Annotated in this window: 24 protein-coding genes; 14 read left to right on the top strand and 10 right to left on the bottom strand. The window is 65.4% G+C overall.

The window, feature by feature from the left end:
• Window positions 1-9: 9 nt before the first annotated feature.
• The 3 genes from C6A86_RS25255 to C6A86_RS25245 are packed head-to-tail and all read right to left on the bottom strand — an operon-like array spanning window position 10 to window position 2044.
• A complete protein-coding gene (locus C6A86_RS25255) occupies window positions 10-489 on the bottom strand; it encodes a nitroreductase family deazaflavin-dependent oxidoreductase (RefSeq protein WP_105363932.1) in 480 nt (159 codons plus the stop codon).
• 9 nt (window positions 490-498) lie between these two features.
• Window positions 499-873 (bottom strand): hypothetical protein, encoded by a 375-nt coding sequence (locus tag C6A86_RS25250; RefSeq protein WP_105363933.1) that lies wholly within the window; start codon window positions 871-873, stop codon window positions 499-501.
• 7 nt (window positions 874-880) lie between these two features.
• Window positions 881-2044 carry a steroid 3-ketoacyl-CoA thiolase gene (locus tag C6A86_RS25245; protein ID WP_311100915.1) on the bottom strand — a complete coding sequence of 388 codons (1164 nt, stop codon included), beginning with the start codon at window positions 2042-2044 and terminating at the stop codon, window positions 881-883.
• A gap of 160 nt (window positions 2045-2204) precedes the next feature.
• On the opposite strand from C6A86_RS25245, the gene C6A86_RS25240 reads away from it, so the two are divergent.
• The 9 genes from C6A86_RS25240 to C6A86_RS25200 all read left to right on the top strand — a co-directional run bounded on the left by C6A86_RS25240 (window position 2205) and on the right by C6A86_RS25200 (window position 11948).
• Window positions 2205-3458, top strand: a complete 1254-nt coding sequence (locus tag C6A86_RS25240; protein WP_105361800.1) for a cytochrome P450 — start codon at window positions 2205-2207, stop codon at window positions 3456-3458.
• A gap of 21 nt (window positions 3459-3479) precedes the next feature.
• A complete protein-coding gene (locus tag C6A86_RS25235) occupies window positions 3480-4478 on the top strand; it encodes an acyl-CoA dehydrogenase family protein (protein WP_105361794.1) in 999 nt (332 codons plus the stop codon).
• Window positions 4478-5641: an acyl-CoA dehydrogenase FadE29 gene (fadE29, locus tag C6A86_RS25230; protein ID WP_105361795.1), complete on the top strand. Its 1164-nt coding sequence runs from the start codon at window positions 4478-4480 to the stop codon at window positions 5639-5641. The genes C6A86_RS25235 and fadE29 overlap by 1 nt, the downstream gene beginning before the upstream one ends.
• A gap of 31 nt (window positions 5642-5672) precedes the next feature.
• Window positions 5673-6629, top strand: a complete 957-nt coding sequence (locus C6A86_RS25225) for a bifunctional MaoC family dehydratase N-terminal/OB-fold nucleic acid binding domain-containing protein (protein ID WP_105361796.1) — start codon at window positions 5673-5675, stop codon at window positions 6627-6629.
• Window positions 6630-6631: 2 nt separating this feature from the next.
• Window positions 6632-7021, top strand: a complete 390-nt coding sequence (locus C6A86_RS25220; RefSeq protein WP_396835396.1) for a MaoC family dehydratase — start codon at window positions 6632-6634, stop codon at window positions 7019-7021.
• Window positions 7021-8193, top strand: a complete 1173-nt coding sequence (locus tag C6A86_RS25215) for a lipid-transfer protein (protein ID WP_105361798.1) — start codon at window positions 7021-7023, stop codon at window positions 8191-8193. The genes C6A86_RS25220 and C6A86_RS25215 overlap by 1 nt, the downstream gene beginning before the upstream one ends.
• A 43-nt stretch (window positions 8194-8236) precedes the next feature.
• On the top strand, window positions 8237-9334 hold the full coding sequence (locus tag C6A86_RS25210; RefSeq protein ID WP_311100914.1) for a hypothetical protein: 1098 nt from the start codon (window positions 8237-8239) through the stop codon (window positions 9332-9334).
• Between the two features lie 6 nt (window positions 9335-9340).
• The gene (locus C6A86_RS25205; protein WP_105361746.1) at window positions 9341-10099 is read left to right on the top strand and encodes a hypothetical protein; all 759 of its coding nucleotides are present in this window, start codon (window positions 9341-9343) and stop codon (window positions 10097-10099) included.
• A gap of 589 nt (window positions 10100-10688) precedes the next feature.
• Window positions 10689-11948, top strand: a complete 1260-nt coding sequence (locus tag C6A86_RS25200) for a glycosyltransferase family 1 protein (protein WP_105361747.1) — start codon at window positions 10689-10691, stop codon at window positions 11946-11948.
• On the opposite strand, the gene C6A86_RS25195 is transcribed toward C6A86_RS25200, so the two are convergent.
• The 4 genes from C6A86_RS25195 to kstD form a co-directional block, all read right to left on the bottom strand.
• Entirely contained in the window at window positions 11901-12605 is a 705-nt protein-coding gene (locus C6A86_RS25195) for a GAF and ANTAR domain-containing protein (protein WP_311100913.1), read from the bottom strand. The genes C6A86_RS25200 and C6A86_RS25195 overlap by 48 nt on opposite strands.
• Window positions 12606-12676: 71 nt before the next feature.
• Window positions 12677-13429 (bottom strand): GAF and ANTAR domain-containing protein, encoded by a 753-nt coding sequence (locus C6A86_RS25190; protein WP_158263228.1) that lies wholly within the window; start codon window positions 13427-13429, stop codon window positions 12677-12679.
• Window positions 13430-13574: 145 nt separating this feature from the next.
• Window positions 13575-14438: a MaoC/PaaZ C-terminal domain-containing protein gene (locus C6A86_RS25185; protein ID WP_105361750.1), complete on the bottom strand. Its 864-nt coding sequence runs from the start codon at window positions 14436-14438 to the stop codon at window positions 13575-13577.
• Between the two features lies 1 nt (window position 14439).
• Window positions 14440-16122, bottom strand: a complete 1683-nt coding sequence (kstD, locus tag C6A86_RS25180; protein WP_105361752.1) for a 3-oxosteroid 1-dehydrogenase — start codon at window positions 16120-16122, stop codon at window positions 14440-14442.
• Window positions 16123-16217: 95 nt separating this feature from the next.
• Here kstD and C6A86_RS25175 point away from each other — a divergent pair, with 95 nt between their 5' ends.
• From C6A86_RS25175 to C6A86_RS25155, 5 genes are all read left to right on the top strand, one after another.
• On the top strand, window positions 16218-17003 hold the full coding sequence (locus C6A86_RS25175; RefSeq protein WP_105361751.1) for a 2-keto-4-pentenoate hydratase: 786 nt from the start codon (window positions 16218-16220) through the stop codon (window positions 17001-17003).
• A 9-nt stretch (window positions 17004-17012) separates the two neighbouring features.
• Window positions 17013-17924, top strand: coding sequence for an acetaldehyde dehydrogenase (acetylating) (locus tag C6A86_RS25170; protein ID WP_311100912.1), 912 nt, complete (start codon window positions 17013-17015; stop codon window positions 17922-17924).
• Window positions 17921-18979, top strand: a complete 1059-nt coding sequence (dmpG, locus tag C6A86_RS25165) for a 4-hydroxy-2-oxovalerate aldolase (protein WP_311100911.1) — start codon at window positions 17921-17923, stop codon at window positions 18977-18979. Before C6A86_RS25170 ends, dmpG begins: the two co-directional genes overlap by 4 nt.
• 238 nt (window positions 18980-19217) lie before the next feature.
• Window positions 19218-20324 carry a type III polyketide synthase gene (locus tag C6A86_RS25160; protein ID WP_105363980.1) on the top strand — a complete coding sequence of 369 codons (1107 nt, stop codon included), beginning with the start codon at window positions 19218-19220 and terminating at the stop codon, window positions 20322-20324.
• Between the two features lie 10 nt (window positions 20325-20334).
• Window positions 20335-20835 carry an isoprenylcysteine carboxyl methyltransferase family protein gene (locus C6A86_RS25155; RefSeq protein WP_105363981.1) on the top strand — a complete coding sequence of 167 codons (501 nt, stop codon included), beginning with the start codon at window positions 20335-20337 and terminating at the stop codon, window positions 20833-20835.
• 69 nt (window positions 20836-20904) lie between these two features.
• Here the strand turns inward: C6A86_RS25155 and C6A86_RS25150 are convergent, their stop codons facing one another.
• From C6A86_RS25150 to C6A86_RS25140, 3 genes are all read right to left on the bottom strand, one after another.
• On the bottom strand, window positions 20905-21954 hold the full coding sequence (locus C6A86_RS25150; RefSeq protein WP_105364005.1) for an alpha/beta fold hydrolase: 1050 nt from the start codon (window positions 21952-21954) through the stop codon (window positions 20905-20907).
• Window positions 21954-23198, bottom strand: a complete 1245-nt coding sequence (fmdA, locus tag C6A86_RS25145) for a formamidase (RefSeq protein ID WP_105363982.1) — start codon at window positions 23196-23198, stop codon at window positions 21954-21956. Before fmdA ends, C6A86_RS25150 begins: the two co-directional genes overlap by 1 nt.
• A gap of 519 nt (window positions 23199-23717) precedes the next feature.
• On the bottom strand, window positions 23718-24083 hold the full coding sequence (locus C6A86_RS25140) for a MarR family winged helix-turn-helix transcriptional regulator (RefSeq protein WP_105363983.1): 366 nt from the start codon (window positions 24081-24083) through the stop codon (window positions 23718-23720).
• Between the last annotated feature and the right edge of the window lie 18 nt (window positions 24084-24101).

Here is a 24101-nt window from a genome sequence, read left to right as displayed (position 1 = left end):
AGTAGCCAGCTACGCGGGATCGCAGATGAGGATCGGGATCTTGCGATCGGTGTAGGACCGGTAATTGGCGAAGTCGGCGTACATTGCGTCCAGCTTGGGCCAGTACTGGTCACGTTCGGTGTCGGTGGCTTCGCGGGCCACCAACTCCAGCTTCTCCTTCTTGGTCTGAAAGGAGACGTTCGGGTTGGCCTTGATGTTCAGGTACCACATGGGGTTGGTCGCCCGGCCGCCCTGGGAGGCAACCAAGACGATGCGCGTGCCCTCCTGCAGGAACAGCAGCGGACTGTCCCTGGGCTCTCCGGACTTGCGCCCGATGGTGGTGAGGATGCCGACCTCGGCACCGTGCAGGAACTTGTTGCCGAACTTGCCATTCGTCTTCTTGAAGATCCAGGTCTGGGCGCGTGACATCCACTTGATGGCGGTCCCGGTGGCCGGCGCATTGAGCCGTTCGACCTGTTTGGGGTTGAGCGGCTTGGGTTTATCTGGCATGGGCTGAACCTATCGGCCGATGAACGGCTTCAGCGACGCCCGGATGTGGTGGATCCGGGGATCGTCGGCGGGGATCAGAAACGTCTCGTCGACGTGTGAGCAGACCCGGCGGCCGAACAGTCGCGGTTTGGTCAGCACGTCGAACTCGGCCCGGATGTGGTCACCGTCGACGGTGAAGGTGGGTGGCGTGGTCTGTTCGATCAGCTTGAACTGGGGGCCGTTGTTCAGACTGCGCCGCAGGTGATCTCCCGAGCGTCCGGTCTTGAGCCCCATCTCGATGCGGATGCAGTCCGGTGCGAACGGGACCGCATCGGCCCGATGGGTGGACAGCGCGTCGATGTAGGACTGGGCGGCCGCGATGCGCTCGGCATCGGTAGCGGTCATGGACGGCTCAGATCCGCTCGATGATGGTGCCCGTAGACAAAGCGCCACCGGCGCACATGGTGATCAGCGCGGTGCTCTTCCCGGTGCGCTCCAGTTCGTGCAGAGCGGTGGTGATCAGCCGGGCGCCGGTGGAGCCGACGGGATGTCCGAGCGCGATGGCACCACCGTTGACGTTCACCTTGTCCATATCGGCGCCGTGTACCTGTGCCCAGGACAGCACCACCGACGCGAACGCCTCGTTGATCTCGACCAGGTCGATATCGCCCATCTTCATGCCGGCCTTCTCCAGCACCTTGGCCGTCGACTGCACCGGGCCGTCCAGGTGGTAGTAGGTCTCGGCGCCGACGTTGGCCTGCGCGACGATCCGCGCCCGCGGCTTCAAGCCGTGAGCTTTGGCGACGTCTTCATCCATCCAGAGCACCGCGGCCGCGCCGTCGGAGATCTGCGAGGAGGTGCCGGCGGTATGGCTGGCACCCTCCATCACCGGTTTCAGCGCTGCCAACCCTTCGGCGGTGGTGTCGCGCAACCCCTGATCGCGGGTCACCAGCGCCCACTCATCGGTCGGACGCTTGTTCTCGTCGAGCACCGGAGCGGAGATCGGGGAGATCTCGCGGTCGAAACGGCCCTCGGCCCAGGCCCGCTTGGCCTTGGCCTGCGACGCCAGACCGAGCGCGTCGAGGTCGGCGCGGGTGATCCCGCGGCGTTTGGCGATGCGTTCGGCGGCCTCGAACTGGTTCGGCATGTCGATATCCCACGACGAGGCGCGGATGATGCTGCGATCGGGTCCAGCGTTGGCGCCGAGGCCGACCCGGCTCATCGCTTCGACACCGCACGCGATCCCGATGTCGATGGCGCCGGTGGCGATCAGACCGGCGATCAGATGGTTGGCCTGCTGGGCGCTGCCGCACTGGCAGTCGATGGTGGTGGCGCCGACGTGCTCGGGCAGGCCCGCGGTCAGCCAGCCGACCCGGGTGATGTTGTTGGACTGCTCGCCGAACTGGGTGACGCAGCCGCCGATGAGCTGCTCGACATCACCGGGATCGATACCGGCCTTCTCGACGACAGCCTTCTGGACCGCGCCCAGGAGTTCGGTGGCGTGCAGACCGGACAGCCATCCATTGCGCTTGCCGATCGGGCTGCGGGTGGCTTCGACGATGACAGGATTACCCATGATGTCAGGCTAGAACACGTTTCATTAGTCTGACAAGCGACGATGCCCCCACGCCTTTTATCTGCGGTGAAGGCATGTTTCAATGGTTCGCAAGTGGCACTAGAAGGAATTGTTCCAACCCCGACATGTGCGCGGACTTTGCGCAAAGGAGATCATCTGCATGGCCAGCCCGAACCTGCCCGACGGCTTCGATCCGCTCGACGCGAGCCTCAACCTCGAACGGCTGCCCGTAGAAGAGTTGGCGGAGATTCGAAAATCCGAACCCATCCACTGGGTCGATGTGCCGGGGGGAACCGGCGGCTTCGGCGACAAGGGCTACTGGATCGTCACCAAGCATGCCGATGTCAAAGAGGTGTCCAAGCGCAGCGATGTGTTCGGCAGCTCGCCCGACGGCGCCATCCCGGTCTGGCCGCAGGAGATGCAGCGCGACGCCATCGACCTGCAGAAGGCCGTGCTGCTGAACATGGACGCCCCGCAGCACACCCGGCTGCGCAAGATCATCTCTCGCGGTTTCACCCCGCGCGCGGTGGGCCGGCTCGAAGACGAGCTGCGGGCACGCGCCCGCAAGATCGCCGAGACCGCCGCGGCCGGCGGGGTCGGTGATTTCGTCGAGCAGGTCGCCAGCGAGCTCCCGCTCCAGGCCATCGCCGAACTACTCGGCGTGCCGCAGGAGGACCGTGACAAGCTGTTCCGCTGGTCCAACGAGATGACCGCCGGCGAGGACGAGGAGTACGCCGACGTCGATCCGGCGATGTCCTCCTTCGAGCTGATCACCTACGCCATGAAAATGGCCGAGGACCGGTCCAAGAACCCGACCGAGGACATCGTGACGAAGCTGATCGAAGCCGACATCGACGGCGAGAAGCTCTCCGATGACGAGTTCGGGTTCTTCGTGATCATGCTGGCGGTGGCCGGCAACGAGACCACCCGCAACTCGACGACGCACGGCATGATCGCCTTCGCGCAGCACCCCGAACAGTGGGAGCTGTACAAGAAGGAGCGCCCGGGCACTGCGGCCGACGAGATCATCCGTTGGGCCACACCCGTTTCGGCATTCCAGCGCACCGCCCTGGAGGACACCGAGCTGAACGGGGTGAAGATCAAGAAGGGTGAGCGGGTGGTGATGTCCTACCGCTCGGCCAACTTCGACGAGGACGCGTTCGAGAACCCGGAGCAGTTCAACATCCTGCGCGACCCGAACCCGCACGTCGGCTTCGGCGGCACCGGTGCGCACTACTGCATCGGCGCCAACCTGGCGCGGATGACCATCAACCTGATCTTCAACGCCATCGCCGATGTGATGCCCGACATCAAGCCCGTCGGCGATCCCGAGCGGCTGAAGTCGGGCTGGCTCAACGGCATCAAGCACTGGCAGGTCGACTACACCGGCGCCGGATCAGCCGTCTCCAACTAGTACATACCAAGGAGCGAACGGGTGGACTTCTCGCCGAATCCGGAGCAGCAGGCTGTCGCCGATGTGGTGACCTCCGTGCTGGACCGGGAAAATAGTTGGGATGCACTGGTTTCCGGTGGCGTCGCCGCGCTCGCCGTGCCCGAGCGGCTCGGTGGTGACGGGCTGGGGCTGGCCGAGGTGGCGACCGCCCTGACCGAGATCGGCCGGCACGGCACCGTTGGTCAGGCGCTGGCCACCCTCGGTCTGGGCCTGGTGCCGCTGCTGGATCTCGCCTCCGAGTCGCAGCAGGATCGCTACCTGGCCGGCGTGGCCGAGGGCGCGGTGCTGTCCGCCGCGCTCAACGAGCCCGGGACGACGTTGCCGGAGAAACCGTCGGTGACGCTGACCGACGGGAAGCTCAGCGGTACCAAAATCGGTGTGCCCTATGCCGAGTCAGCGCAATGGCTGGTCGTCACGGCGGCGGGCGCGGTGGTGGTGATCTCGCCGCAGGCCCACGGTGTCACGCTGACCAAGACCCCGGCCTCCAACGGATCCGACGAATACGTGGTGGTGTTCGAGGACGCCGAGATCGACGGCGTCCTGAAGGGCGCGAGCGTCACCCGGGTGAACCAGTTGGCGCTGGCGGCCATCGGTGCCTTCGCAGCCGGGCTGGTTGCCGGTGCACTGCGGCTCACCGCGGACTACGTGGCCACCCGCGAGCAGTTCGGCCGGCCGCTGTCGACCTTCCAGACGGTCGCCGCTCAGCTGTCCGAGATCTACATCGCTTCGCGGACCATCTCGCTGGTGTCCACCTCGGTGGTGTGGCGGCTTGTCGAGGGCCTGGATACCGAGGATGATCTGGCGTTGCTCGGCTACTGGCTGACATCGCAGGCGCCGCCGGCGATGCGGCTGTGTCATCACCTGCACGGCGGCATGGGTATGGACATCACCTACCCGATGAACCGCTACTTCTCGTCGATCAAGGATCTGACCCGGTTGCTGGGCGGTCCGTCGTACAGGCTCGATCTGGTAGGAGCGTAATGTTCATCGAACTGACCTCGGAGCAGCGGTCACTGCAATCTGAACTGCGCGAGTACTTCTCGACTCTCATCACGCCCGAAGAGGCGGCTGCGATGGAGTCCGACCGGCACAACGAGGCCTACCGCACGGTGATCAAGCGGATGGGCTCGGACGGCAAACTCGGTGTCGGCTGGCCCAAGGAGTACGGCGGCCTCGGCTTCGGGCCGATCGAACAGCAGATCTTCGTCAACGAGGCCAACCGGGCCGATGTGCCGCTGCCGATGGTGACGCTGCAGACCGTCGGGCCCACCCTGCAGGTGCACGGCACCGAGACGCAGAAGAAGAAGTTCCTGCCCGGGATCCTGGCCGGCGAAATACATTTCGCGATCGGCTACTCGGAACCGGAGGCCGGCACCGACCTGGCGTCCCTGCGGACATCCGCCGTTCGGCACGGCGACGAATACATCGTCAACGGTCAGAAGATGTGGACCACCGGGGCCCACGATGCCGATTACATCTGGCTGGCCTGCCGTACCGATCCGGAAGCGGCCAAGCACAAGGGCATTTCGATCCTGATTGTCGACACCAAGGATCCCGGCTACTCCTGGACGCCGATCATCCTGTCCGACGGGGCGCATCACACGAATGCCTCCTACTACAACGAGGTGCGGGTGCCCGCCGACATGCTGGTCGGTGAGGAGCACGGAGGCTGGAAACTCATCACCACCCAGCTCAACCATGAGCGCGTCGGGCTGGGACCGGCCGGGCGCATCGCCGGCATCTACGACGAGGTCCACGAGTGGGCGGCCAAGCCCGGTTCGGACGGCGTCATACCGCTGGAGCAGGAGGGTGCACGGCGTCTGCTCGGCCAGATCAAGTCGATCTGGCGGGTGAACGAACTGCTGAACTGGCAGGTCGCGGCCTCCGGTGAGACCATTGCGGTGGCCGACGCAGCGGCGACGAAAGTCTTTTCCACGGAACGGATCCAGGAGGTCGGCCGGCTCGCCGAGGAGCTCGTCGGCCGGTACGGCAACCCCGCCGACCCGGAGACCGGCCGGCTGCTGGATTGGCTGGACAAGATGACCAAACGCAACCTGGTGATCACCTTCGGCGGTGGTGTCAACGAGGTGATGCGCGAGATGATCGCGGCATCGGGGCTCAAGGTGCCGCGGGTGCCGCGGTGATGAGCGCTTGCGCGAAGAGCAGAGGGCGCTGATGAGCTTGCAAGAGGGCATCGACGCGATCGTCGCCGCGGGACGGGGCGAGCCGACCATCGCCCGGGACCCGGTGAACCAGCCGATGATTCACCACTGGACCGATGCGATCGGTGACACCAATCCGATCTACGTCGACGAGGACGCCGCCAAGGCGGCCGGCTATGACGGCATCGTCGCGCCGCCGGCCATGATCCAGGTCTGGACCATGATGGGTCTGGGGCGTACGCGCTCCGATGACGATCCACTGGCACGGGCCATGACGCTGTTCGATGATGCCGGATATGTCGGCGTGGTCGCCACCAACTGCGATCAGACCTATCACCGCTACCTGAAGCCGGGCGAGCTCGTCGCCATGAGCGCCGAGATCACCGATGTGGTGGGGCCCAAGCAGACCGCGCTGGGCGAGGGCTACTTCATCAATCAGAAGATCCGCTGGCATGTCGGTGATGAAGAGGTCGCCGAAATGGACTGGCGCATCATGAAGTTCCTTCCTGCCGCCAGCCAAGGGGCAGCGCAGACCGCGGCCATACCGGAGGATCTCGACCCGGACAAACTGATGCGGCCGTCGTCCTCGCGCGACACCAAATTCTTCTGGGACGGCATCAACGCCCACGAGTTGCGGATCCAGCGCCGTCCGGACGGGACGCTGCAGCATCCGCCGGTTCCCGCGGTCTGGGCCGACAAAGATGCGCCCCCCGATTACGTCGTGGCCTCCGGCAAGGGAACGGTGTTCAGCTACGTCGTGCATCACGCGCCGAAGGTGCCCGGGCGCACGCTGCCCTTCGTTATCGCGCTGGTCGAACTCGACGAAGGCGTCCGGATGCTCGGTGAGCTGCGCGGTATCGACCCCGCGGATGTGAAGATCGGAATGCCGGTGCGCGCAACGTATCTCGACTTCCCGGACAGCGATGTCAGCCCGGCCTGGACTCTGTACGCATGGGAGGCCACCGCGTGAGCGTGACCGTGGGCACCACGCTGCCCGAGCTGAAGATCTACGGTGATCCGACATTCATCGTGTCGACCGCCATCGCGACGCGCGACTACCAGGACGTGCACCACGACCGGGACAAGGCGCAGGCCAAGGGGTCCAAGGACATCTTCGTCAACATCCTGACCGACACCGGTCTGGTGGGGCGCTATGTCACCGACTGGGCCGGCCCGAACGCCGTCGTCAGGTCGATCAAGCTCCGCCTCGGGGTGCCGTGGTACGCATACGACACCATCACGTTCACCGGTGAGGTCACCGCCGTCGACGGTGATCTGGTGACGCTGAAGGTGGTGGGCGCCAACAGCCTCGGCAACCACGTCATCGCCACGTCCACTCTGACATTGGGAGACAAGCGATGATGTCGAGCAAGGCTGGGTTGTCCGGAAAGGCGGCGATCGCCGGTATCGGCGCCACCGACTTCTCCAAGAACTCCGGCCGCAGCGAGCTGCGGCTGGCCGCCGAGGCGGTGCTGGACGCGCTCGACGACGCGGGCCTGACCCCGGCCGATGTCGACGGACTGGTGACCTTCACGATGGACTCCAACCTGGAGACGGCCGTCGCACGTTCGACCGGGATCGGGGATCTGAAGTTCTTCAGCCAGATCGGCTACGGCGGCGGCGCCGCGGCCGCGACGGTGCAGCAGGCAGCCCTGGCGGTCGCGACGGGTGTCGCGGAGGTCGTGGTGGCCTACCGGGCCTTCAACGAGCGCTCGGAGTTCCGCTTCGGTCAGGTGATGAGCGGCCTGACCGTCAACGCCGATTCCCGCGGTGTGGAGTACAGCTGGTCCTACCCGCACGGGCTGAGCACCCCGGCCGCCTCGGTGGCGATGATCGCGCAACGCTACATGCACGAATACGGCGCCACCAGCGCCGATTTCGGTGCCGTCTCGGTCGCCGACCGTAAGCACGCCGCGAACAACCCGAAGGCACATTTCTACGGCAAGCCGATCACCATCGAGGACCACCAGAACTCGCGGTGGATCGCCGAGCCGCTGCGGCTGCTGGACTGCTGCCAGGAAACCGACGGCGGGGTGGCGATCGTGGTCACCACCCCGGAGCGGGCAAAGGACCTCAAGCACCGGCCGGCGATCATCGAGGCCGCCGCTCAGGGCGCCGGCGCCGACCAGTTCACCATGTACTCCTACTACCGCGATGAGCTCGGGCTGCCCGAGATGGGACTCGTCGGCCGCCAGCTCTGGGAGCAGAGCGCACTGTCGCCTGCCGATATCCAGACCGCGATCCTGTACGACCACTTCACCCCCTACACACTCATCCAGTTGGAAGAGCTCGGCTTCTGCGGTAAGGGTGAGGCCAAGGACTTCATCGCCGGGGGCGCCATCGAGCTGGGTGGGCGACTGCCGATCAACACCCACGGCGGACAGCTCGGTGAGGCGTACATCCACGGTATGAACGGCATCGCCGAGGGTGTGCGGCAGTTGCGCGGAACCTCGGTCAACCAGGTCGACAACGTGGAGCACGTGCTGGTCACGGCAGGTACGGGCGTGCCGACCTCGGGTCTGATCCTCGGGTAATTAGTGTGCCGAGCCCGGTCGGGGGCACGGTAATCTCGAGGCCATGGGGATCCAGCCCGATGTGAGCCCATACGGGGGGCAGACGGTCACCGGCCCGGGGTGGCCGAACGTCGACGAGAACGCGCTGGCCGCGGCGGCAGCGCAGTACGAGGCACTTGCGGCCAAGATCGGCGGCACCGTGGTACCCCAGCAACAGAGCCAGCTGATGAAACTCACCGACACCTGGGAGGGTGGCGGTTCGATGGCCGCCGCCGGTGAAGCCACCACGATCATCGGTGGGCACGAGGCCAACGCCGCTCAGGCCGCTGCCATCGCGGCCAAGCTGCGCACCATGGAGGCCGCCGTCATCCAGACCAAGACGATGGCGAACATCGTCGCCCAGGAAACCCAGGCCGAGTGCATGGCGATCCAGTCGATGCCGGTCAGCAACACCCAGGCGTTGGTGCAGAGCCGGATCATGCTGGGGCTGTCGCAGAATTCGGCCACGGTGACGGCCAATGCGAGCACGATGGCCAACAGCATCGGCGCCCCGGCGAGCACGCCCAGCACGGGAACACCGCCGGTGGGGCCGCAGCAGGTCGCCGGCCAGGACCCGTCGCAGGCAATGCAGATGATGGGTCAGCTGGCCGGTCTGGTCGGTCAGATCCCGCAGATGCTCGGTCAGGCCATGGGTCAGGTGACCCAGGCCCCGCAGCAGCTCGCGCAGACCCTGGGCCAGCCGCTGCAGCAGCTCACCTCGATGTTCGGCCAGGGCGGCGGCGGAGCGGGTCTCGGTGGGGTGTCGCCCTTTTCGGCGTTCTCCAACCACCCATTGGCCGGTGGCGGCGGGGCGGGAGCCGGAGCGGGCATGGTGCGTGCTGCCGGACTGCCCGGTGGTGGCGGTGGGCCCGCGCAGTCACCGCTGATGGCCAGTCTGGTCGGAAGCACCGTGCCCGTGTCGGTGGCTCCGGCGCCCGGAGCAGGTGCCGGCAGCGGTGCGATCGGCGGTATGGCGCCGGTGGCGGTCGGTGGCGGAATGGGGGGCGGCATGGGGCCGATGATGGGGCAGCGCGGGACCAGCGGGGGCACGACAACTGGCTTGGCGCTGCCCGAGGCCCTGGAACACGACCTGGCCGAAGACGACGTCGACGAGGATTGGTGAGCAGCAATGTCGAGCCCACTTCGCAAACCTGAGGGCATCAGCTGGAGCGCGGCGTCGGTGGAGTTACCGCCCATGCCGGTCATCCCGCCCGGCGCCGATGCGATGAGCATGACGATCGCGGCCGTGCTCCCCACGCTGGAAGCATCGATGACGGCCAACGTGACTTCGCTTGCCACCAAGGAGAACACGTTCTCCGGCAAGGTCGGAGCGGCGCAGGCCGCCTATAACGTGGGCGACGAATCGGCCGGTCAGTCGGTCGGCCAGTCCGGCGACATGCTGGGACAGCTCACCGGCCAGCTCGGACAGTTGGCCCAGATGCCGCAGCAGGCGGCGAGCAGCCTCGGAGGTGGTCAGGGTGGTGGCGGCGGTGGCCAGGGCGGTGGCTTCGGCCAGCTGATGCAGCAGGCGATGCAGGCGGCGCAGGGCGCGGTGCAGCAGGGTACCCAGGCCGCGCAGCAGGGCCAGGAACAGGAACCGGGAGGGCCTGCGGGCGGCCCGCCGCCCGGTGTGCCCGGTGCACCGACACCCGAGCAGCGGGACACTCAGCAGAACGCCCGCGAAGAGCAGCAGAACCAACGCGAAGATCAGCAGGACCAGCGCCAGGCGGGCCAGGACGCCCGCGATCAGCAACAGGATCAGCGCCAGTCGGCGCTCGATTCGCGCGAGCAGGCGGCGGCCGGTGGTTCCACCGCGGGGCCCGCGCCCGTCGCACCGCATGGTCCGTCGCGCCCGACCGGTGGAGAGGACCTGTCCACGCGGGTGTAGTCGGCCGTCTACCTTCACACGTGTTCCTGCGGTCTCGGTCGGGAGCGCCTGGCGAAGCGAATGGTCCTTTGCGCCAACGCCATTGCCATGGACGACTGGATTGACGGCCGCGGTGGTCGCCAGGGGATGCCGACGGTATAACCATCGTTGAATTCGCGGCGAGGTTGTGGCGAAAGGACATACCTCCGCCATGGATGCGTGCGCCGACATGGCAGAAACCTTGCGGACTTGTCACACCGTCACTTAATGTGAGAGCCATCTCGCCACCCCAGACCCTGGTTGCGCAGGCTGAAGCACAGTTGGTCGGAGTTCTGAACGGTCTGAGGGGTCCGCTGAGTCTCCGGGTTCGCGTCAAACCTCAGAACTAGCTCATCGTTTGGTGGGCTACCCATTGGGGGTGGGGTGACGGCGTGAACGGGGTGCGCGCAATGGTAGGTCGTGACTGGGCCGCCCAGGGGGCGGCCGTCGTTGTGTCCGCGAGTGTCTTTGTTTTACACGGCTATTCGATAGATCACCGGACCTATTCACCGGTCAGCGTGGCAGGTCGGCAGTGATTGTTTACGCGCGTCGTGTGGGGTGAGGGGGCTCGATGAATTCGGCACTGGCGGCCGCGGTATACCGGCTGGCGCTGTGGCATCCGGATCGGAGGCGGACAGATCGTGAGCGGGCATGGAATCTCGGTGTCCGCGCTTGCCGCCGGTCGGCGCGTCAACTTCACGTCAACGGAGCCTGGCTGGCGCACCGCAGAACATTCGCCGGTCGCTCCGCCTCGGAGATGTTGCGGGCGTTGGCATCTACCGAACGGATCGATCTGATTCTGCACGTACCCGCCGACGCGGATGTGGCAATCTCTGCCTGGACCGGGGTCAACCACATCGAGATCCGACGGTCCATGTTCAGCGGCAGGGTGTTCGAACAGGTCTACCTCCCAGCGGCTACTGCCGACGCGGTGCTCCTGACGTTGGAGGGCAGCGCGCCGATCCTCAAGCGCCGACAATTGGTGACGATGCACGATGCCACACCTTTCCGTCGTCCGTCCGGATTCAGCCGGCGTTACCGCCTGCTTCACGAACTGACTTACCGGTGGCTCGCCAGAACGGCCGATGGTGTGCTCACCGGATCCGTGTACAGCGCACACGAACTCGCGGATGTGTTGAGGGTCGATGTCGAACGGTTCATCGTGGCGGGTGGGGCGGCCGATTCACTGGACGACGTGGAACCAGTCCGGCCCGCACTGCCGATGCACCGGGACTATCACCTCCTGATCGGTACCGCGGCGCCGCACGAGAACATCGCTGTCGCGGCGGCGACGATGGCGCGCTCGGGCCGCCGGGTGGTCATCGTCGGGATGAACGGGTCAGAGCTGGCGGTGAATCCATCGGTGGTGTGCGCCGAACAGGTGACCGATGCCGAGTTGGTGTGGCTGTATCGGCATTGTCAAGCGTTCGTCGTGCCCACCTCATACGCCGGCTTCGGACTTTCGGTGCTCGAGGCGCAGGCCATCGGCTGCCCGGTTGTGTGTGCGGATTCCGCTGCACTGCCAGAGGTTTGCGGCGACAGCGCGCTCTACTTCGATCCCGATGATCCGGACACGTTGACGACTCAGCTGGACCGGCTCGACCGGGAGGTCGGACTTGTCGAAGACTTGAAGTGTCGGGCTTTTCTGAACGCAGGCCGCCATTCCTGGGACGGCTCAGCCCGGAAGATCCTCGATTGGGTGGAGCGGACCACCCTCTCACGACTCACAGCTCACGTGCCCGACAAAGTGTTGGTCGAGAAGCGTGACCGGGCGATCACGGGCTCAGCTCGGGTTCAGGATCTCCGCGGTATCGGCGCCGTCGACGACTGATCGTGCGAGCTCGGCGAGTCGCCTGTTGTTGCGTCTGGCGTATCCGCGCAACAGACGGAATGCCGCGTCCATGTCGACACCGCCGCGCTCAGCGAGAACTCCCTTGGCCTGCTCGATGACCGTCCGCGTGTTCAGCGCGGTTTGCAGTTGCTGATTGAGGACATCGGACTGCAGCGCGACGCGTTGATGGACGATCCCGATCGTCGCCACGTCGGCGAGCGCCTGGCCGATCGCGATATCGGCATCGGACATCTTGCCCGACTCGAAGCGAAACAGGTTCAACGCGCCCACGCGATCGTTGCGCAAGCGTAGCGGCAGCGCGTGAACCGACAGGAAACCGTATTCGATGGCCCGCGCGGCGAACTCCGGCCAGCGGTCGATGCTGATCCGCAGGTCCTCGACGACCACCTGCTCGCCGGTGCGGTAGGAGAGCAGGCACGGGCCGTTGTCATGCTGAATCTGGAACAGCTCCAGCAAGCGCGTCTGTTCGCTGTTGGAAGCCAGCACCTGAAACCTGCCGTGCACATCGGCGAGGACGATCCCCGCGGCGTCGATCGGAAGCAGCGTCATGGCGTTCTCCACCAGCTGCTGGGCCAGCTCGACCACGTCGAAATCCGCGACCAGCGTGTCCGCCAATCCCACGAACGCGCGGGCCAAACCTTCGTAACGGTCCATTTTTCCCCCTACGGCATTCTGCCACGACGTGGCCCGGTGTTCATTCGGTCTGGTCATGACGCCGGGGCCTGGTCATCCTCTGGATCCACGTCGATGCGCAGGCGGTGGTGCACCACCTCGGCTGCCACCTCATCGAGCCCGCGGCCCCGGGCGAAGGCATACCCCTGCAACAGCGCGTACGCGTCGCGGGCACTCACACCCAGTTGCGCGACCACCATTCCGGTGGCCTGATGGATCTCCCGCGAAGACTGCGGTTGGACCCACCAATGATCGAGTGCATCCGCCTCGTCGGTGGTGCCCGATGCGAGCAGCAGCGACGTGATGAGATCCGCGACCGCGATGGCATCGCCGAAATCCTGTGCGCTCAGCCGGGCTCCGGGTTCCAGGTAAAGGCTGAGGACCCCGACCCGGATCGCCCCGAGCTGTAGCGGTAGCGCGTAGACGGCACCCGCGTCGGCCGCCTCCGGTTCCCGGGCGAGAAGGGGCCACCGGGTGTCTGGCATCGCCGCATCCGGTGTGGAGACCGGGCCTCCGGTCGTGAAGGCCGCCACGGCGGGCCCTTCGCCCAAGGAGATCTGAGCCCACTCCATCCGTTCCGCGACATCGTCACTTGCGCAAAGGAATTCGTGTCCCTCGTCGCCGGATATGACAGAGATGCCAACCCGTTGCACCGGGAGTGTCGCCAGACAGGCGGTGCACAGTTGCTCGGCGCCCTGCAGGTCGGTCGGTGTCTGACCCACAACGACGAGGAAGCGGGCCCGGATGTCGGTCCGGTCGGCGGGGCCGGGGCCGGGAGGGGAGGGCACAAGGCACCGCCTCCCGTGGCTCGGATACCGCATCGCCCGGTCGGCGTGTCCAGATCCGCAGCAAGCGTACCGCCAACGGACCTGGGCAACAGCACTTCGGACGGCCCGGGCCGCGGTGCGGGATCACCGCTTCCACGGGTGGGATCTAGCCGGCCGGAATCAGCTCCACGCCGGAGAGCACAACGGTGTTGTCCCGGCTGGGGGCGGTGAGGGTCCCGATGTACTTGCCGTCCTGGTGCCAGATGTTGGCCTGCAACGTCTCGCCGGGGATGACGGTGCCGGCGAACCGGGCGCCGTAGGTCCCGACCTGCAGGACATCGCCGTCGAAGAAATGGTCGACGATGGCCTTGGCGCCGATGCCGTAGGTGCACAGCCCGTGCAGGATCGGCCGATCGAATCCGGCGGCCTTGGCGAAGGCCGGATCGGAGTGCAGCGGATTGCGGTCCCCGCACAGCCGGTACAGCAGAGCCTGCTGGGGCAGCGTCGGGATGGCGATCTCGGCATCCGGTGCGCGAGCGGGCAGTTCGACGGAGGTGGACGGCCCACGCTCACCGCCGAATCCGCCCTCGCCGCGGGCGAAGATGGAGCGCTTCGTCGTCCACAGCACCGTGCCGGACTCATCGGTCACGGTGGATTCGCTGACGATGACGGCGGCCTTGCCCTTGTCCCAGATCTCGGTGAAGCGCTGCTTGGACCAGGCCTTGCCGCTGGTCGGGATGGGCCCGGGGACCGTCACGCCCTCGCTGGCGTGCAGCACCCTGGACAACTCGATGTCGATACCGGGGAACTGCACCGTCGGCGCCTCGGTCATGTGGAAGCTGACCGCGACATTGCCGAACGTGGGCAGCACCTGCGGGGTGTTGTCGGTCAGGTAACGCAGCTCGCGCTCATCCATCGGGTCGGCGCCGGCACCGAGTCCGAGGTGGTACAGCTGGATATCGCTGCTGGTCCAGGAGAACTCGATGGGCTCCAGATCGGCGGCGAGCGCCTTTTCGACATCGATCGGCATATCAGCCCTTTCCGGCAATCGCGAGCGCAGCCAGGTATCCGAAGGTCATGGCGGGCCCGATGGTCCCGCCCGGGCCGGGATAGGTGTGGCCCATCACCGGCGAGCTGACATTACCTGCGGCGTAGAGCCCTTCGATCACGGAGTTGTCGTCACGCAGCGCGCGCCCGTCGTTGTCGGTGCGGATGCCGCCCTTGGTGCCGAGATCGCCGGGCACCATCTTCGCGGCGTAGAAGGGGCCGTGCTTGATCTCGCCCAGATTCGGGTTGGGCTTGATGGTGGGGTCGCCGTAGTAGCGGTCATAGGCGCTGTCGCCGCGGTGGAAGTCCTCGTCGACGCCCGAGCGTGCGAACCCGTTGAAGCGGTCGACGGTGGCGGCCAGCGCCTCCGCGGACAGCCCGGTCTTCTCCGCCAGCTCGGCCAGGGTCGCAGCCTTGACCACGACGCCGGACTCCAACCACTTCTTCGGGATGCGTTGTCCGGGTTGCAGCCCCGCGAAGATGTAGCGGTCGCGGTACTGCTGGTCGAAGACCAGCCAGGCCGGCACGTTCTCGCCGGGGCCCTCGCCCTGCCCGTACTGGCCGCCGTACATGTGGTGGCAGGCCTCGACATAGGGCATCGACTCGTTCATGAACCGCTTGGCGGACATGTTGACGATGATCGACCCGGGCGAATTGCGCTCCGACAGCGCGAACCACGGCGCGTCGACCAGTGGGACCGTCGGGCCCCACCACGAGTCCTCCATGAGCTCCAGTGCGGCACCGAGCTTTTCGGCGGCGAGGATGCCGTCGCCGGTGTTGGCGGCAGCGCCCACGGTCCATTCGGTGGTGATCGGAGCGCGTTGGTACTTCACCCGCATCTGTTCGTTGTGCTCGAACCCGCCGGAACCCAGGATCACACCCTTGCGGGCCCGGATCAGCGTCGGCTCAGCGCTTTCGGGGTCCTGGGTGTTACGGACATAGATCCCGCGCACCACGCCGTCCTCGACGTACAGATCGGTGAGCGCGGTGTTGAGTAGCACCGGCACGCCGGCCTTCTGCAGCCCGATGCGCAGCGGAGCGATCAGCGCCCGGCCCATGCCGACCAGGTTCTTGCCGGTCGCGTTGGCCCAGACGGAGCGCACGCCGACCTTGATGCTGCGCAGCACACCTCGCGGGTGGCGCTTGAGCTGGTTGAGCCGCACATAGTCCTGCTGCAGCACCACCATGTTCATCGGCACCTTGCCGTACGGCGGCTCGAGGCCCTTCTCGTCGGCACCGAGCTTCTTGGCGTTGAACGGTTTGGGTTCCACCGAGCGACCGGTCGCCTTACCGCCCGGTGTCTCCGGGTAGTAGTCGGAGTAGCCGGGCACCCAGCACAGCTTGAGTGGGGAGTTCTTGAGGACGAACGACAGCATCTCCGGACTGCGGTCCAGGTAGGTGTCGATCTTGTCGGCCGGCACCGCGTCGCCGATGATGGCGTGCAGGTACTGGCGTGCCGCGTCGGCGGTGTCCTTGACCCCGTCACGCTTGAGGATCTCGTTGTTCGGGATCCACACGCCGCCACCTGACCGCGCAGTGGAACCACCGTAGTGCGGAGCCTTCTCGACGACTACTGTCGAGAGACCCTGGTGAGCAGCGGTGAGGGCGGCGACCATGCCGGCAGCGCCGCTACCGACCACGACGACGTCGTACTCCTGTCCAGTCATGTAGAACACGTTATAGAATTGCAGTGCCTTTCGACAACAGGCCCGCAACTGTGCCGGTCGAGGGCTTAAAGAGATTATGAGGGGAATTCACCAAGATGCTCAGTGTCGAGGTCCGTGACGAGCTTGCTGCCGATCTGGCTGAGGCGGAGCGTAGCCGGGTGCCGACGACCCCGTTGACGGATCGGTATGCCGATATCGACGTCGTCGATGCCTACGAGATCCAGCTGATCAACATCCGGCAGCGTGTTGCCGAGGGCGCGCGGGTGATCGGGCACAAGGTGGGTCTGTCCTCGGAGGCGATGCAGAAGATGATGGGGGTGGATGAGCCCGATTACGGTCATCTGCTCGCCGATATGGAGGTCTTCGAGGACAAACCGGTTGCCGCGGGCCGGTTTCTGTATCCGCGGGTCGAGGTCGAGGTGGGGTTCATCCTGGCCGATGACCTGCCCGGGGCGGGGTGCACCGAGGACGATGTGCTGGCCGCCACGGCGGCGTTCGCACCGTCGATCGAGCTGATCGATACCCGGATCACCGACTGGAAGATCAAGCTGTGCGACACGATCGCCGACAACGCGTCGTCTGCGGGTTGGGTGCTGGGCCCGGAACGAGTGTCGCCCAAGGACATTGACATCAAAAACATCAGCGCTGTGCTTAAACGCAACGGTGAGGTGGTCGCCGAAGGTCGCAGTGACGCCGTACTGGGCAACCCGGTCACCTCGGTGGCGTGGTTGGCGCGCAAGGTCGATCAGTTCGGGGTTCGCCTGAAGGCGGGAGACATCGTGTTGCCGGGTGCATGCATGCGTGCGATAGATGCTCGTCCCGGTGACGATTTCGTAGCAGATTTCGACGGGCTAGGTTCAGTTCGTCTTTCTTTCGAATAGGAGCCGCATATGGCTGAGAAGTTGAGTGTTGCGATTGTGGGGTCGGGCAATATCAGCACCGATCTGCTGTACAAGTTGTTGCGTTCGGAGTGGCTGGAGCCGCGTTGGATGATCGGGATCGATCCGGCTTCTGAGGGTCTGGCCCGTGCCCGCAAGCTTGGGTTGGAGATCTCCCATGAGGGGGTGGATTGGCTGCTGGGCCAGTCGGAGCGTCCCGATATCGTGTTCGAGGCGACCAGTGCCTATGTGCACCGTGATGCCGCGCCGCGGTATGCCGAGGCGGGGATCACCGCGATCGATCTGACTCCGGCGGCGGTCGGGCCGGGGGTGATTCCACCGGCGAATCTGCGGGCGCATCTGGATGCGCCGAATGTGAACATGGTGACCTGTGGTGGGCAGGCGACCATCCCGATGGTGTATGCGGTGTCTCGGGTGGTGGATGTGTCCTATGCCGAGATCGTGGCGTCGGTGTCCTCGGCGTCGGCGGGTCCGGGGACGCGGGCCAATATCGATGAGTTCACCAAGACCACCAGTGCGGGTGTGCGTGATATCGGTGGGGCGCGCTCGGGTAAGGCGATCATCATTTTGAATCCGGCGGATCCGCCGATGATCATGCGCGACACCATTTTCTGCGCGATCCCCGAGGACGCCGATCATGATGCGATCACCGCGTCGATCAAGGAGGTCGTGGCCGAGGTGCAGACCTATGTGCCTGGTTACCGGTTGCTCAACGAGCCGCAGTTCGATGAGCCGACGGTGTTCAACGGGGGCAATCATCTGGTGACCACGTTTGTCGAGGTGGAGGGCGCCGGGGATTACCTGCCGCCCTATGCGGGGAATTTGGACATCATGACCGCGGCGGCCACCAAGGTGGGCGAGGAGATCGCCAAGGAACGCGTCTCGACGGGAGCACAGGCATGAGTGGCACAGGCGAGATCTTCTTCAACCCGGTGTGGGATGTCCGGATGACCGACACGTCGTTGCGGGACGGGTCCCATCACAAGCGCCACCAGTTCAGCACCGACGAGGTCCGCGCCATCGTCGCCGCGCTCGACAGTGCCGGTGTTCCGGTCATCGAGGTGACCCATGGTGACGGGCTGGGTGGATCGAGCTTCAACTACGGCTTCTCGAAAACTCCTGAGCAGGAACTGATCAAGCTCGCCGCCGAGACCGCCACGAACGCCAAGATCGCCTTTTTGATGCTGCCCGGTGTGGGCACCAAGGAGGACATCAAGGAGGCGCAGAACAATGGTGGTGAGATCTGCCGGATCGCCACGCATTGCACTGAGGCCGATGTGTCGATCCAGCATTTCGGGTTGGCCCGTGAGCTCGGGTTGGAGACGGTCGGGTTCTTGATGATGAGTCACACCATTTCTCCGGAGAAGCTGGCCGCGCAGGCTCGGATCATGGCCGATGCGGGTTGTCAGTGCGTGTATGTGGTGGATTCGGCGGGTGCGTTGGTGCTCGATCAGGTCGCCGATCGGGTGGCCGCGCTGGTCGCCGAGCTCGGTGATGACGCCCAGGTCGGTTTTCACGGGCACGAGAATCTGGGGCTGGGGGTGGCCAACAGCATCGAGGCGGTGCGTGCGGGTGCCAAGCAGATCGACGGCAGTACCCGCCGGTTCGGTGCTGGTGCGGGTAATGCGCCGGTGGAGGCGATGATCGGGGTGTTCGACAAGATCGGGGTGAAGACCGGTATCGATTTCTTCGAGATCGCCGATGCCGCCGAAGAGGTCGTGGCCCCGGCGATGCCCGCGGAATGCCTGTTGGACCGTAACGCGCTGATCATGGGGTATTCGGGGGTGTATTCCAGTTTCCTCAAGCACGCCATCCGCCAGTCCGAGCGCTACGGTGTGCCGGCGCATCAGCTGTTGCACCGCGCCGGGCAACGCAAACTGATCGGCGGCCAGGAAGACCAACTCATCGACATCGCCCTGGAGATCAAACGCGAACAAGAGGCCGCCGCCACAACATAGAGTCAGCCGCCGCGGCGGGTATCAGCAGATCATCAGCGAATAGATAAGCGGCAGACAGATATCTCACTATTCCTGGGAAGTGCCGGAAAAATGAATATCGGGCCTGTGTAATTTGCCAGAAAAAGCGGCCTGACATGCGGTTATAGCGCGCATTTGTGAAAAGAAAGTGAATTAGAGCGGTATTTCACAAATGGCGATTCCGATGAACTGATTCGGTGTCGTCATGCGTTCAACGGGCATGACAGATACATCGGAAACCCCATTCATCAACACGCTCGGCAGCCCGCGTCCGGGCGCCCCGCACATCGCAGGCACCGGGGTGGCAATGACGCCGCACCGGTATTCGCAGGACGAGGTCGTCCGCGAACTCGGCACGATCATCGACCCGGCATTCACCAGGTTCGCAAGCACCAGCGGGGTCGCGACCCGCAGCCTCGCCCTGCCGCTGGATCGCTACGCGACGCTATCGGGCTTCACCGAGGCGAACGAGGCCTACCTGCAGGTCGCGACGGAACTCGGTGAGCGTGCCGCACGCACAGCGCTGGACGACGCCCATCTGCGGCCGGAGGACGTGGATGCCGTGATCGCGGTGTCGAGCACGGGCGTCGCCGTTCCGACGATCGACGCCCGGATCTTCTCCCGGCTGGGGTTGCGGCCCGACGTGAAGCGGCTCCCGCTGTTCGGCCTGGGTTGTGTAGGCGGTGCCGCCGGCCTGGCCCGGATGCACGATTACCTTCGCGGTTTCCCCGACCATGTGGCGCTGCTGCTGTCGGTGGAACTGTGTTCGCTGACCCTGCAACGTGACGACACGTCCATCCCGGCGCTGATCGGACTGTGCCTGTTCGGTGACGGCGCCGGTGCCGTCGTGGCAACCGGCGCCAATCGAACGCCGGCCGGGCCCAACCTGATCGGCAGGCCGCGGGTGCTGGCCACCCGCAGCAGACTGTTCCCCGACACCGTCGACGTGATGGGCTGGAATGTCAGCGCGAGCGGATTTCAGCTGGTGATGTCGCGCGACGTTCCGCGGATGGCCTCGGATCACCTGGGTGCCGAGGTCACCGACTTCTTGTCCGACCACGGCCTGACGACCGCCGACGTGTCCACCTGGGTGTGTCACCCCGGCGGACCCAAGGTGCTCGACGCGGTGTCGGAGGCGCTGGACGTTCCGTCCGTCGAGTTCCGGCACAGTTGGGAGTCCATGCGGGACAACGGCAATATCTCGTCGGCGTCCGTGCTGGACGTGCTCGACCGCACACTGACCGAGCCGCCGGACCGGGGATCGACGGGCCTGCTGCTGGCCATGGGTCCCGGATTCAGCTTCGAGCTTGTGTTGCTGGGCTGGTAGGCGGCCGGCGATGTACTACCTGTTCATTGTGCTGATCGGTCTCGAGCGGCTGGTCGAGCTGGCGGTTTCGCGCAGAAACGCCAACTGGTCCTTCGCCCGTGGGGGCCGGGAGTTCGGTCAGGGTCACTACCCGGTGATGGTGGCGATGCACAGCGCGCTGCTGCTGTCCTGCATAGCCGAAGTCGCTTTCGCGCACCGTCCGTTCATCCCCGCACTGGGATGGCCGATGGTTGCCGTGGTGGCTGCCAGCACCGTCGTCCGCTGGTGGTGTGTCGCCACGCTCGGCAAGCACTGGAATCCGAGGCTCATCATCGTGCCCGGCGCCGAACTGGTTCGCAGCGGTCCCTACCGCTGGATACATCATCCCAACTACACCGCGGTCGCCGTGGAAGTCGCCGCCCTGCCGCTGGTGCATTCGGCGTGGCTGACCGCCATCGTGTTCACCATCGCCAACGCGGCGGTATTGCGCGTCCGGATCAGCGCCGAGAACCTCGCGCTCGGATACGCCTGAGAAAAGAAGGAGCCGGGCGCCCCGGTCGCCGAGCACCGGCGACCGGGGCCGCGGCGTGCGGCAATACGGCTATTCGGTGGGCGAGTATCCCGGCTTTGTCATCAGTTCGCGTAGCCGGGCGTCGATGAAGTCGGTGTCCACGTCGTTCGCGCCGCCACCGGCGAAGTGCCCCCAGATGCCCGGGATCACCCTGACCTCGCCGTGTGGTACGAACTCGCTCGCCCACTGCTCGTCCTCGGGCGGGAAGTACAGGTCCTTCTCGGCGGGCATGGCCAGCAGCGGGCACTTGATGGACGCCAGTGCCTTCTTCACATCGCCGTCGAATCCCGGTGTGTTACCGACATTTCCGCTGTGCCATGTGCCGATCATGGTGACCAGGTTGTTCGGGTCGCGGCCGTCGCGGAAGAACCCCTCCCAGAAGCCGTAGAGGAAGTCGTCGAAGGATGTGTAGCCGAGTTCGCGCCAGGTCTCCTGCCAGTAGAACGCCTGCGAGTAGCCCCAGCCGGAGTAGACCCGCGCGAACGCGCGTAACCCCTTGACCGGCAGCTGATCCGGTTCGTAGTCGCCGCCGGCGAAGGCAGCGTCGGCGGAGAGCGCGGCGACCAGCGACTCCAGGAAAACCTTGTTGTGCGGTGCGGTGATGGCCGAACCGCAGAAGGGTGCGGCCCGTTGCACCATCTCGGGATGGCTGACCGCCCACTGATACGTCTGGCCTGCACCCATCGACCACCCGGTGACAAGTGCGATCGACGTTATGCCGAACTTTTCGGTGACCAGCCGATACTGCGCTTCGACCTGGTCATGGAACGTGACGGCGGGAAAGCGCGGCCCGTCGTAGGGTGCGGGGGTGTTCGACGGTGATGAGGACAGGCCGTTGCCCAACATGTTGGGAACGATGATGAACTGCTCGGCGGGATCGAGCACGCGCCCGGGTCCGATGAGCCACTCGTTGTCGGTGTGCCACCCGGAATACCAGGTGGGGTAGACGATCACGTTCGACTTGTCGGCGTTGAGCGTGCCGTAGGTCTGGTAGGCCAGTGTGGCGCCGCGCAGCGTGTAGCCACTCTGCAGGGTGAAGTTCCCGAGATCGAAGTACTCGGCGTCTGTCGGTGCGGGCATCAGCTGCTCACCGCGCACTGCCCGCGGTCGATGCGCTGCGGTGGGGTGGCCGAAGGCCGTATGTCGATATCGAAGATCGCGGTCGGGACATACAGCGTGGCACACGAATTGGGCACATCGACGACACCGGAGAGACGGCCCTCCACGGGGGCGGCACCGAGAATCAGGTACGCCTGCTCTTTGGTCCAACCGAACTTGGAGAGGTACTCGATGGCGTTGAGGCAGGCGTTCTGGTAGGCCAGCGTGGTGTCGAGGAAATGCTGAGTGCCGTTGCGGTCCACCGAGAATCCGACGAAAGTCAGAAACTCGGAGTATCGGGGCTCGACGATGCCGGGCATGAAGATCGGGTTGGTGGTGACCCCGTAGGTCTGCATCCCGCCCTTGATGATTTCCACGCGCAGGTCGATATAGCCTCCCATCTCGATTGCGCCACAGAAGGTTATCTCACCGTCGCCCTGGGAGAAGTGCAGGTCGCCGAGCGAGAGGTTCGCCCCGTCGACGAACACCGGGTAGAAGATCCGGCTGCCCTTGGCAAGGTTCTTGATGTCCTGGTTGCCCCCGTTCTCCCGGGGTGGTGCGGTTCGGGCGGCCTCGGCGGCCACCCGTTCGTAGTCGGCGCCGGCCAGGCTGCCCAGCACCGCATTGGACGGTTGAGGTGGCAGTGCGAGCGGCGGCACGCGGTCCGGATCGGTGGAGATCAACTGAGCTTCGCGGTGATTCCACTCGGCGAGCAGCCCGGCGCTCGGTGCCGTGCCCATCAAGCCCGGGTGGATGAGTCCGGTGAATTCGACGCCGGGAATGTGCCTGCTGGTGGCCTTCTGGCCGGTGAAATCCCAGACCGCCTTGTACGCGGCGGGGAACCAATCGGTGAGAAAGCCGCCACCGTTCTCCTTGGCGAAAATCCCGGTGTATCCCCAGCCCTGACCGGCCACCGGTCCGGTCTGTTGAGGTACCGGGCCGACGTCGAGGATATCGACGACCAGCAGGTCGTTGGGCTGTGCGCCCTCGACCGCAAAGGGACCTGAGAGTTGGTGCACCATCGACAGATCGCAGTCGCGGATATCGTCGGCATCGTCGGTGTTGACGATGGTGCCGTCGAACCATTCCTTGGACTCGACACGGAAGCTGTCGCCGGATTTGACCGTCGCCACGGCCGGGATATCGGGATGCCATCGGTTGTGGCCCACCAGTGCCTGCTCGCGGAACGGTTTGCTCTGGTCGACGGGAAAGATCACTTCTGGCATGGGTGACTCCTCTGTATCGGGATATGTGCTGGCGCAGCGGGTTTACGGTGTGGGAAGCATGCGGTGACGCGGGTCCGCATAGCGGCGGGTGGACGGTTGCGCTGCGCCGGCTGTTGTGTGCACAACGCCGGGTGCCGACTGGGACTGTGCATGCAGATCGAGGATGCGCTCGCCGACAGGGTCAGATGTCAGCATCCCGCCCAGGGAGTACACCCGAGCGCTTCTGCCACAACATGTTTCGCACTCCACCGAGGTGGGGGCGCTGCCCATGGCGAAGTGCAGGTCGAACGGACCGTCAGTGGCGCAGCGATAGCGATAACGTGGCATGGGATCCTCCACCGATCGGTCGAATGTTCCCATTTGGGAATAATGTCGAACCTACACCCGCGGGCCGCAACGTCAAGGGAGAACGTGCCACGCCAACGGGGCAGGGGCGGTTGTTCACACGGTTGTCACGTCTGCCGCCGATCGGCGTGTACACCCCGCCGCGCGGATTTACAATGGCGCAACACGCACGTCTTAGATTGGCGTGGGGTCACTGTCCTTGAGGAAAACCGTTGGGGTAATTGCTGACTCCGCGGTTCGAAGGAGTTCGGCACCATGCGACGACACTCGCAAAGTGGTTCGGCGGCGGTCCTGCTGCGACACGGTGCGGTAGACGGCGCCGAGTTCGACCAGCGCATCGACGATGCGTGTCGCGGATGTGGACGGAACTGCCAGTGCGTCGACGATATCCGACATCGAGCATCCGGGATTCTGGTGCACGACGTGCAGCGCGCGCCAGCGGTCCACGGTGAGGTCGGTACCGGCGAGCGCGCCGTCGATCCCGGCGGCGACGACGGCGGCACGCCTGAGCAACGCGAGTGCCTCGACGAGGTCGTCCATGACTTGCCTTCTGGATCG

It is taken from the genome of Mycobacterium sp. ITM-2016-00316, assembly GCF_002968335.2.
In the GTDB taxonomy this organism is placed as follows: domain Bacteria; phylum Actinomycetota; class Actinomycetes; order Mycobacteriales; family Mycobacteriaceae; genus Mycobacterium.
Note: the sequence above shows the minus strand (reverse complement) of the source record. Positions and strands in the feature narration are given on the sequence as shown.

Bases quoted from the DNA above. Each gene is read 5' to 3' on its own strand.
- C6A86_RS25200 (WP_105361747.1), top strand. From the start codon at position 10,689: ATGAATTCGGCACTGGCGGCCGCGGTATACCGGCTGGCGCTGTGGCAT.
- C6A86_RS25185 (WP_105361750.1), bottom strand. From the start codon at position 14,438: ATGCCGATCGATGTCGAAAAGGCGCTCGCCGCCGATCTGGAGCCCATC.
- C6A86_RS25175 (WP_105361751.1), top strand. From the start codon at position 16,218: ATGCTCAGTGTCGAGGTCCGTGACGAGCTTGCTGCCGATCTGGCTGAG.
- C6A86_RS25160 (WP_105363980.1), top strand. From the start codon at position 19,218: ATGACAGATACATCGGAAACCCCATTCATCAACACGCTCGGCAGCCCG.
- C6A86_RS25170 (WP_311100912.1), top strand. From the start codon at position 17,013: ATGGCTGAGAAGTTGAGTGTTGCGATTGTGGGGTCGGGCAATATCAGC.
- fadE29 (WP_105361795.1), top strand. From the start codon at position 4,478: ATGTTCATCGAACTGACCTCGGAGCAGCGGTCACTGCAATCTGAACTG.
- C6A86_RS25240 (WP_105361800.1), top strand. From the start codon at position 2,205: ATGGCCAGCCCGAACCTGCCCGACGGCTTCGATCCGCTCGACGCGAGC.
- C6A86_RS25250 (WP_105363933.1), bottom strand. From the start codon at position 873: ATGACCGCTACCGATGCCGAGCGCATCGCGGCCGCCCAGTCCTACATC.
- C6A86_RS25150 (WP_105364005.1), bottom strand. From the start codon at position 21,954: ATGCCCGCACCGACAGACGCCGAGTACTTCGATCTCGGGAACTTCACC.
- dmpG (WP_311100911.1), top strand. From the start codon at position 17,921: ATGAGTGGCACAGGCGAGATCTTCTTCAACCCGGTGTGGGATGTCCGG.
- C6A86_RS25210 (WP_311100914.1), top strand. From the start codon at position 8,237: ATGGGGATCCAGCCCGATGTGAGCCCATACGGGGGGCAGACGGTCACC.
- C6A86_RS25215 (WP_105361798.1), top strand. From the start codon at position 7,021: ATGTCGAGCAAGGCTGGGTTGTCCGGAAAGGCGGCGATCGCCGGTATC.
- C6A86_RS25245 (WP_311100915.1), bottom strand. From the start codon at position 2,044: ATGGGTAATCCTGTCATCGTCGAAGCCACCCGCAGCCCGATCGGCAAG.
- C6A86_RS25140 (WP_105363983.1), bottom strand. From the start codon at position 24,083: ATGGACGACCTCGTCGAGGCACTCGCGTTGCTCAGGCGTGCCGCCGTC.
- C6A86_RS25155 (WP_105363981.1), top strand. From the start codon at position 20,335: ATGTACTACCTGTTCATTGTGCTGATCGGTCTCGAGCGGCTGGTCGAG.
- kstD (WP_105361752.1), bottom strand. From the start codon at position 16,122: ATGACTGGACAGGAGTACGACGTCGTCGTGGTCGGTAGCGGCGCTGCC.
- C6A86_RS25225 (WP_105361796.1), top strand. From the start codon at position 5,673: ATGAGCTTGCAAGAGGGCATCGACGCGATCGTCGCCGCGGGACGGGGC.
- C6A86_RS25205 (WP_105361746.1), top strand. From the start codon at position 9,341: ATGTCGAGCCCACTTCGCAAACCTGAGGGCATCAGCTGGAGCGCGGCG.
- C6A86_RS25255 (WP_105363932.1), bottom strand. From the start codon at position 489: ATGCCAGATAAACCCAAGCCGCTCAACCCCAAACAGGTCGAACGGCTC.
- fmdA (WP_105363982.1), bottom strand. From the start codon at position 23,198: ATGCCAGAAGTGATCTTTCCCGTCGACCAGAGCAAACCGTTCCGCGAG.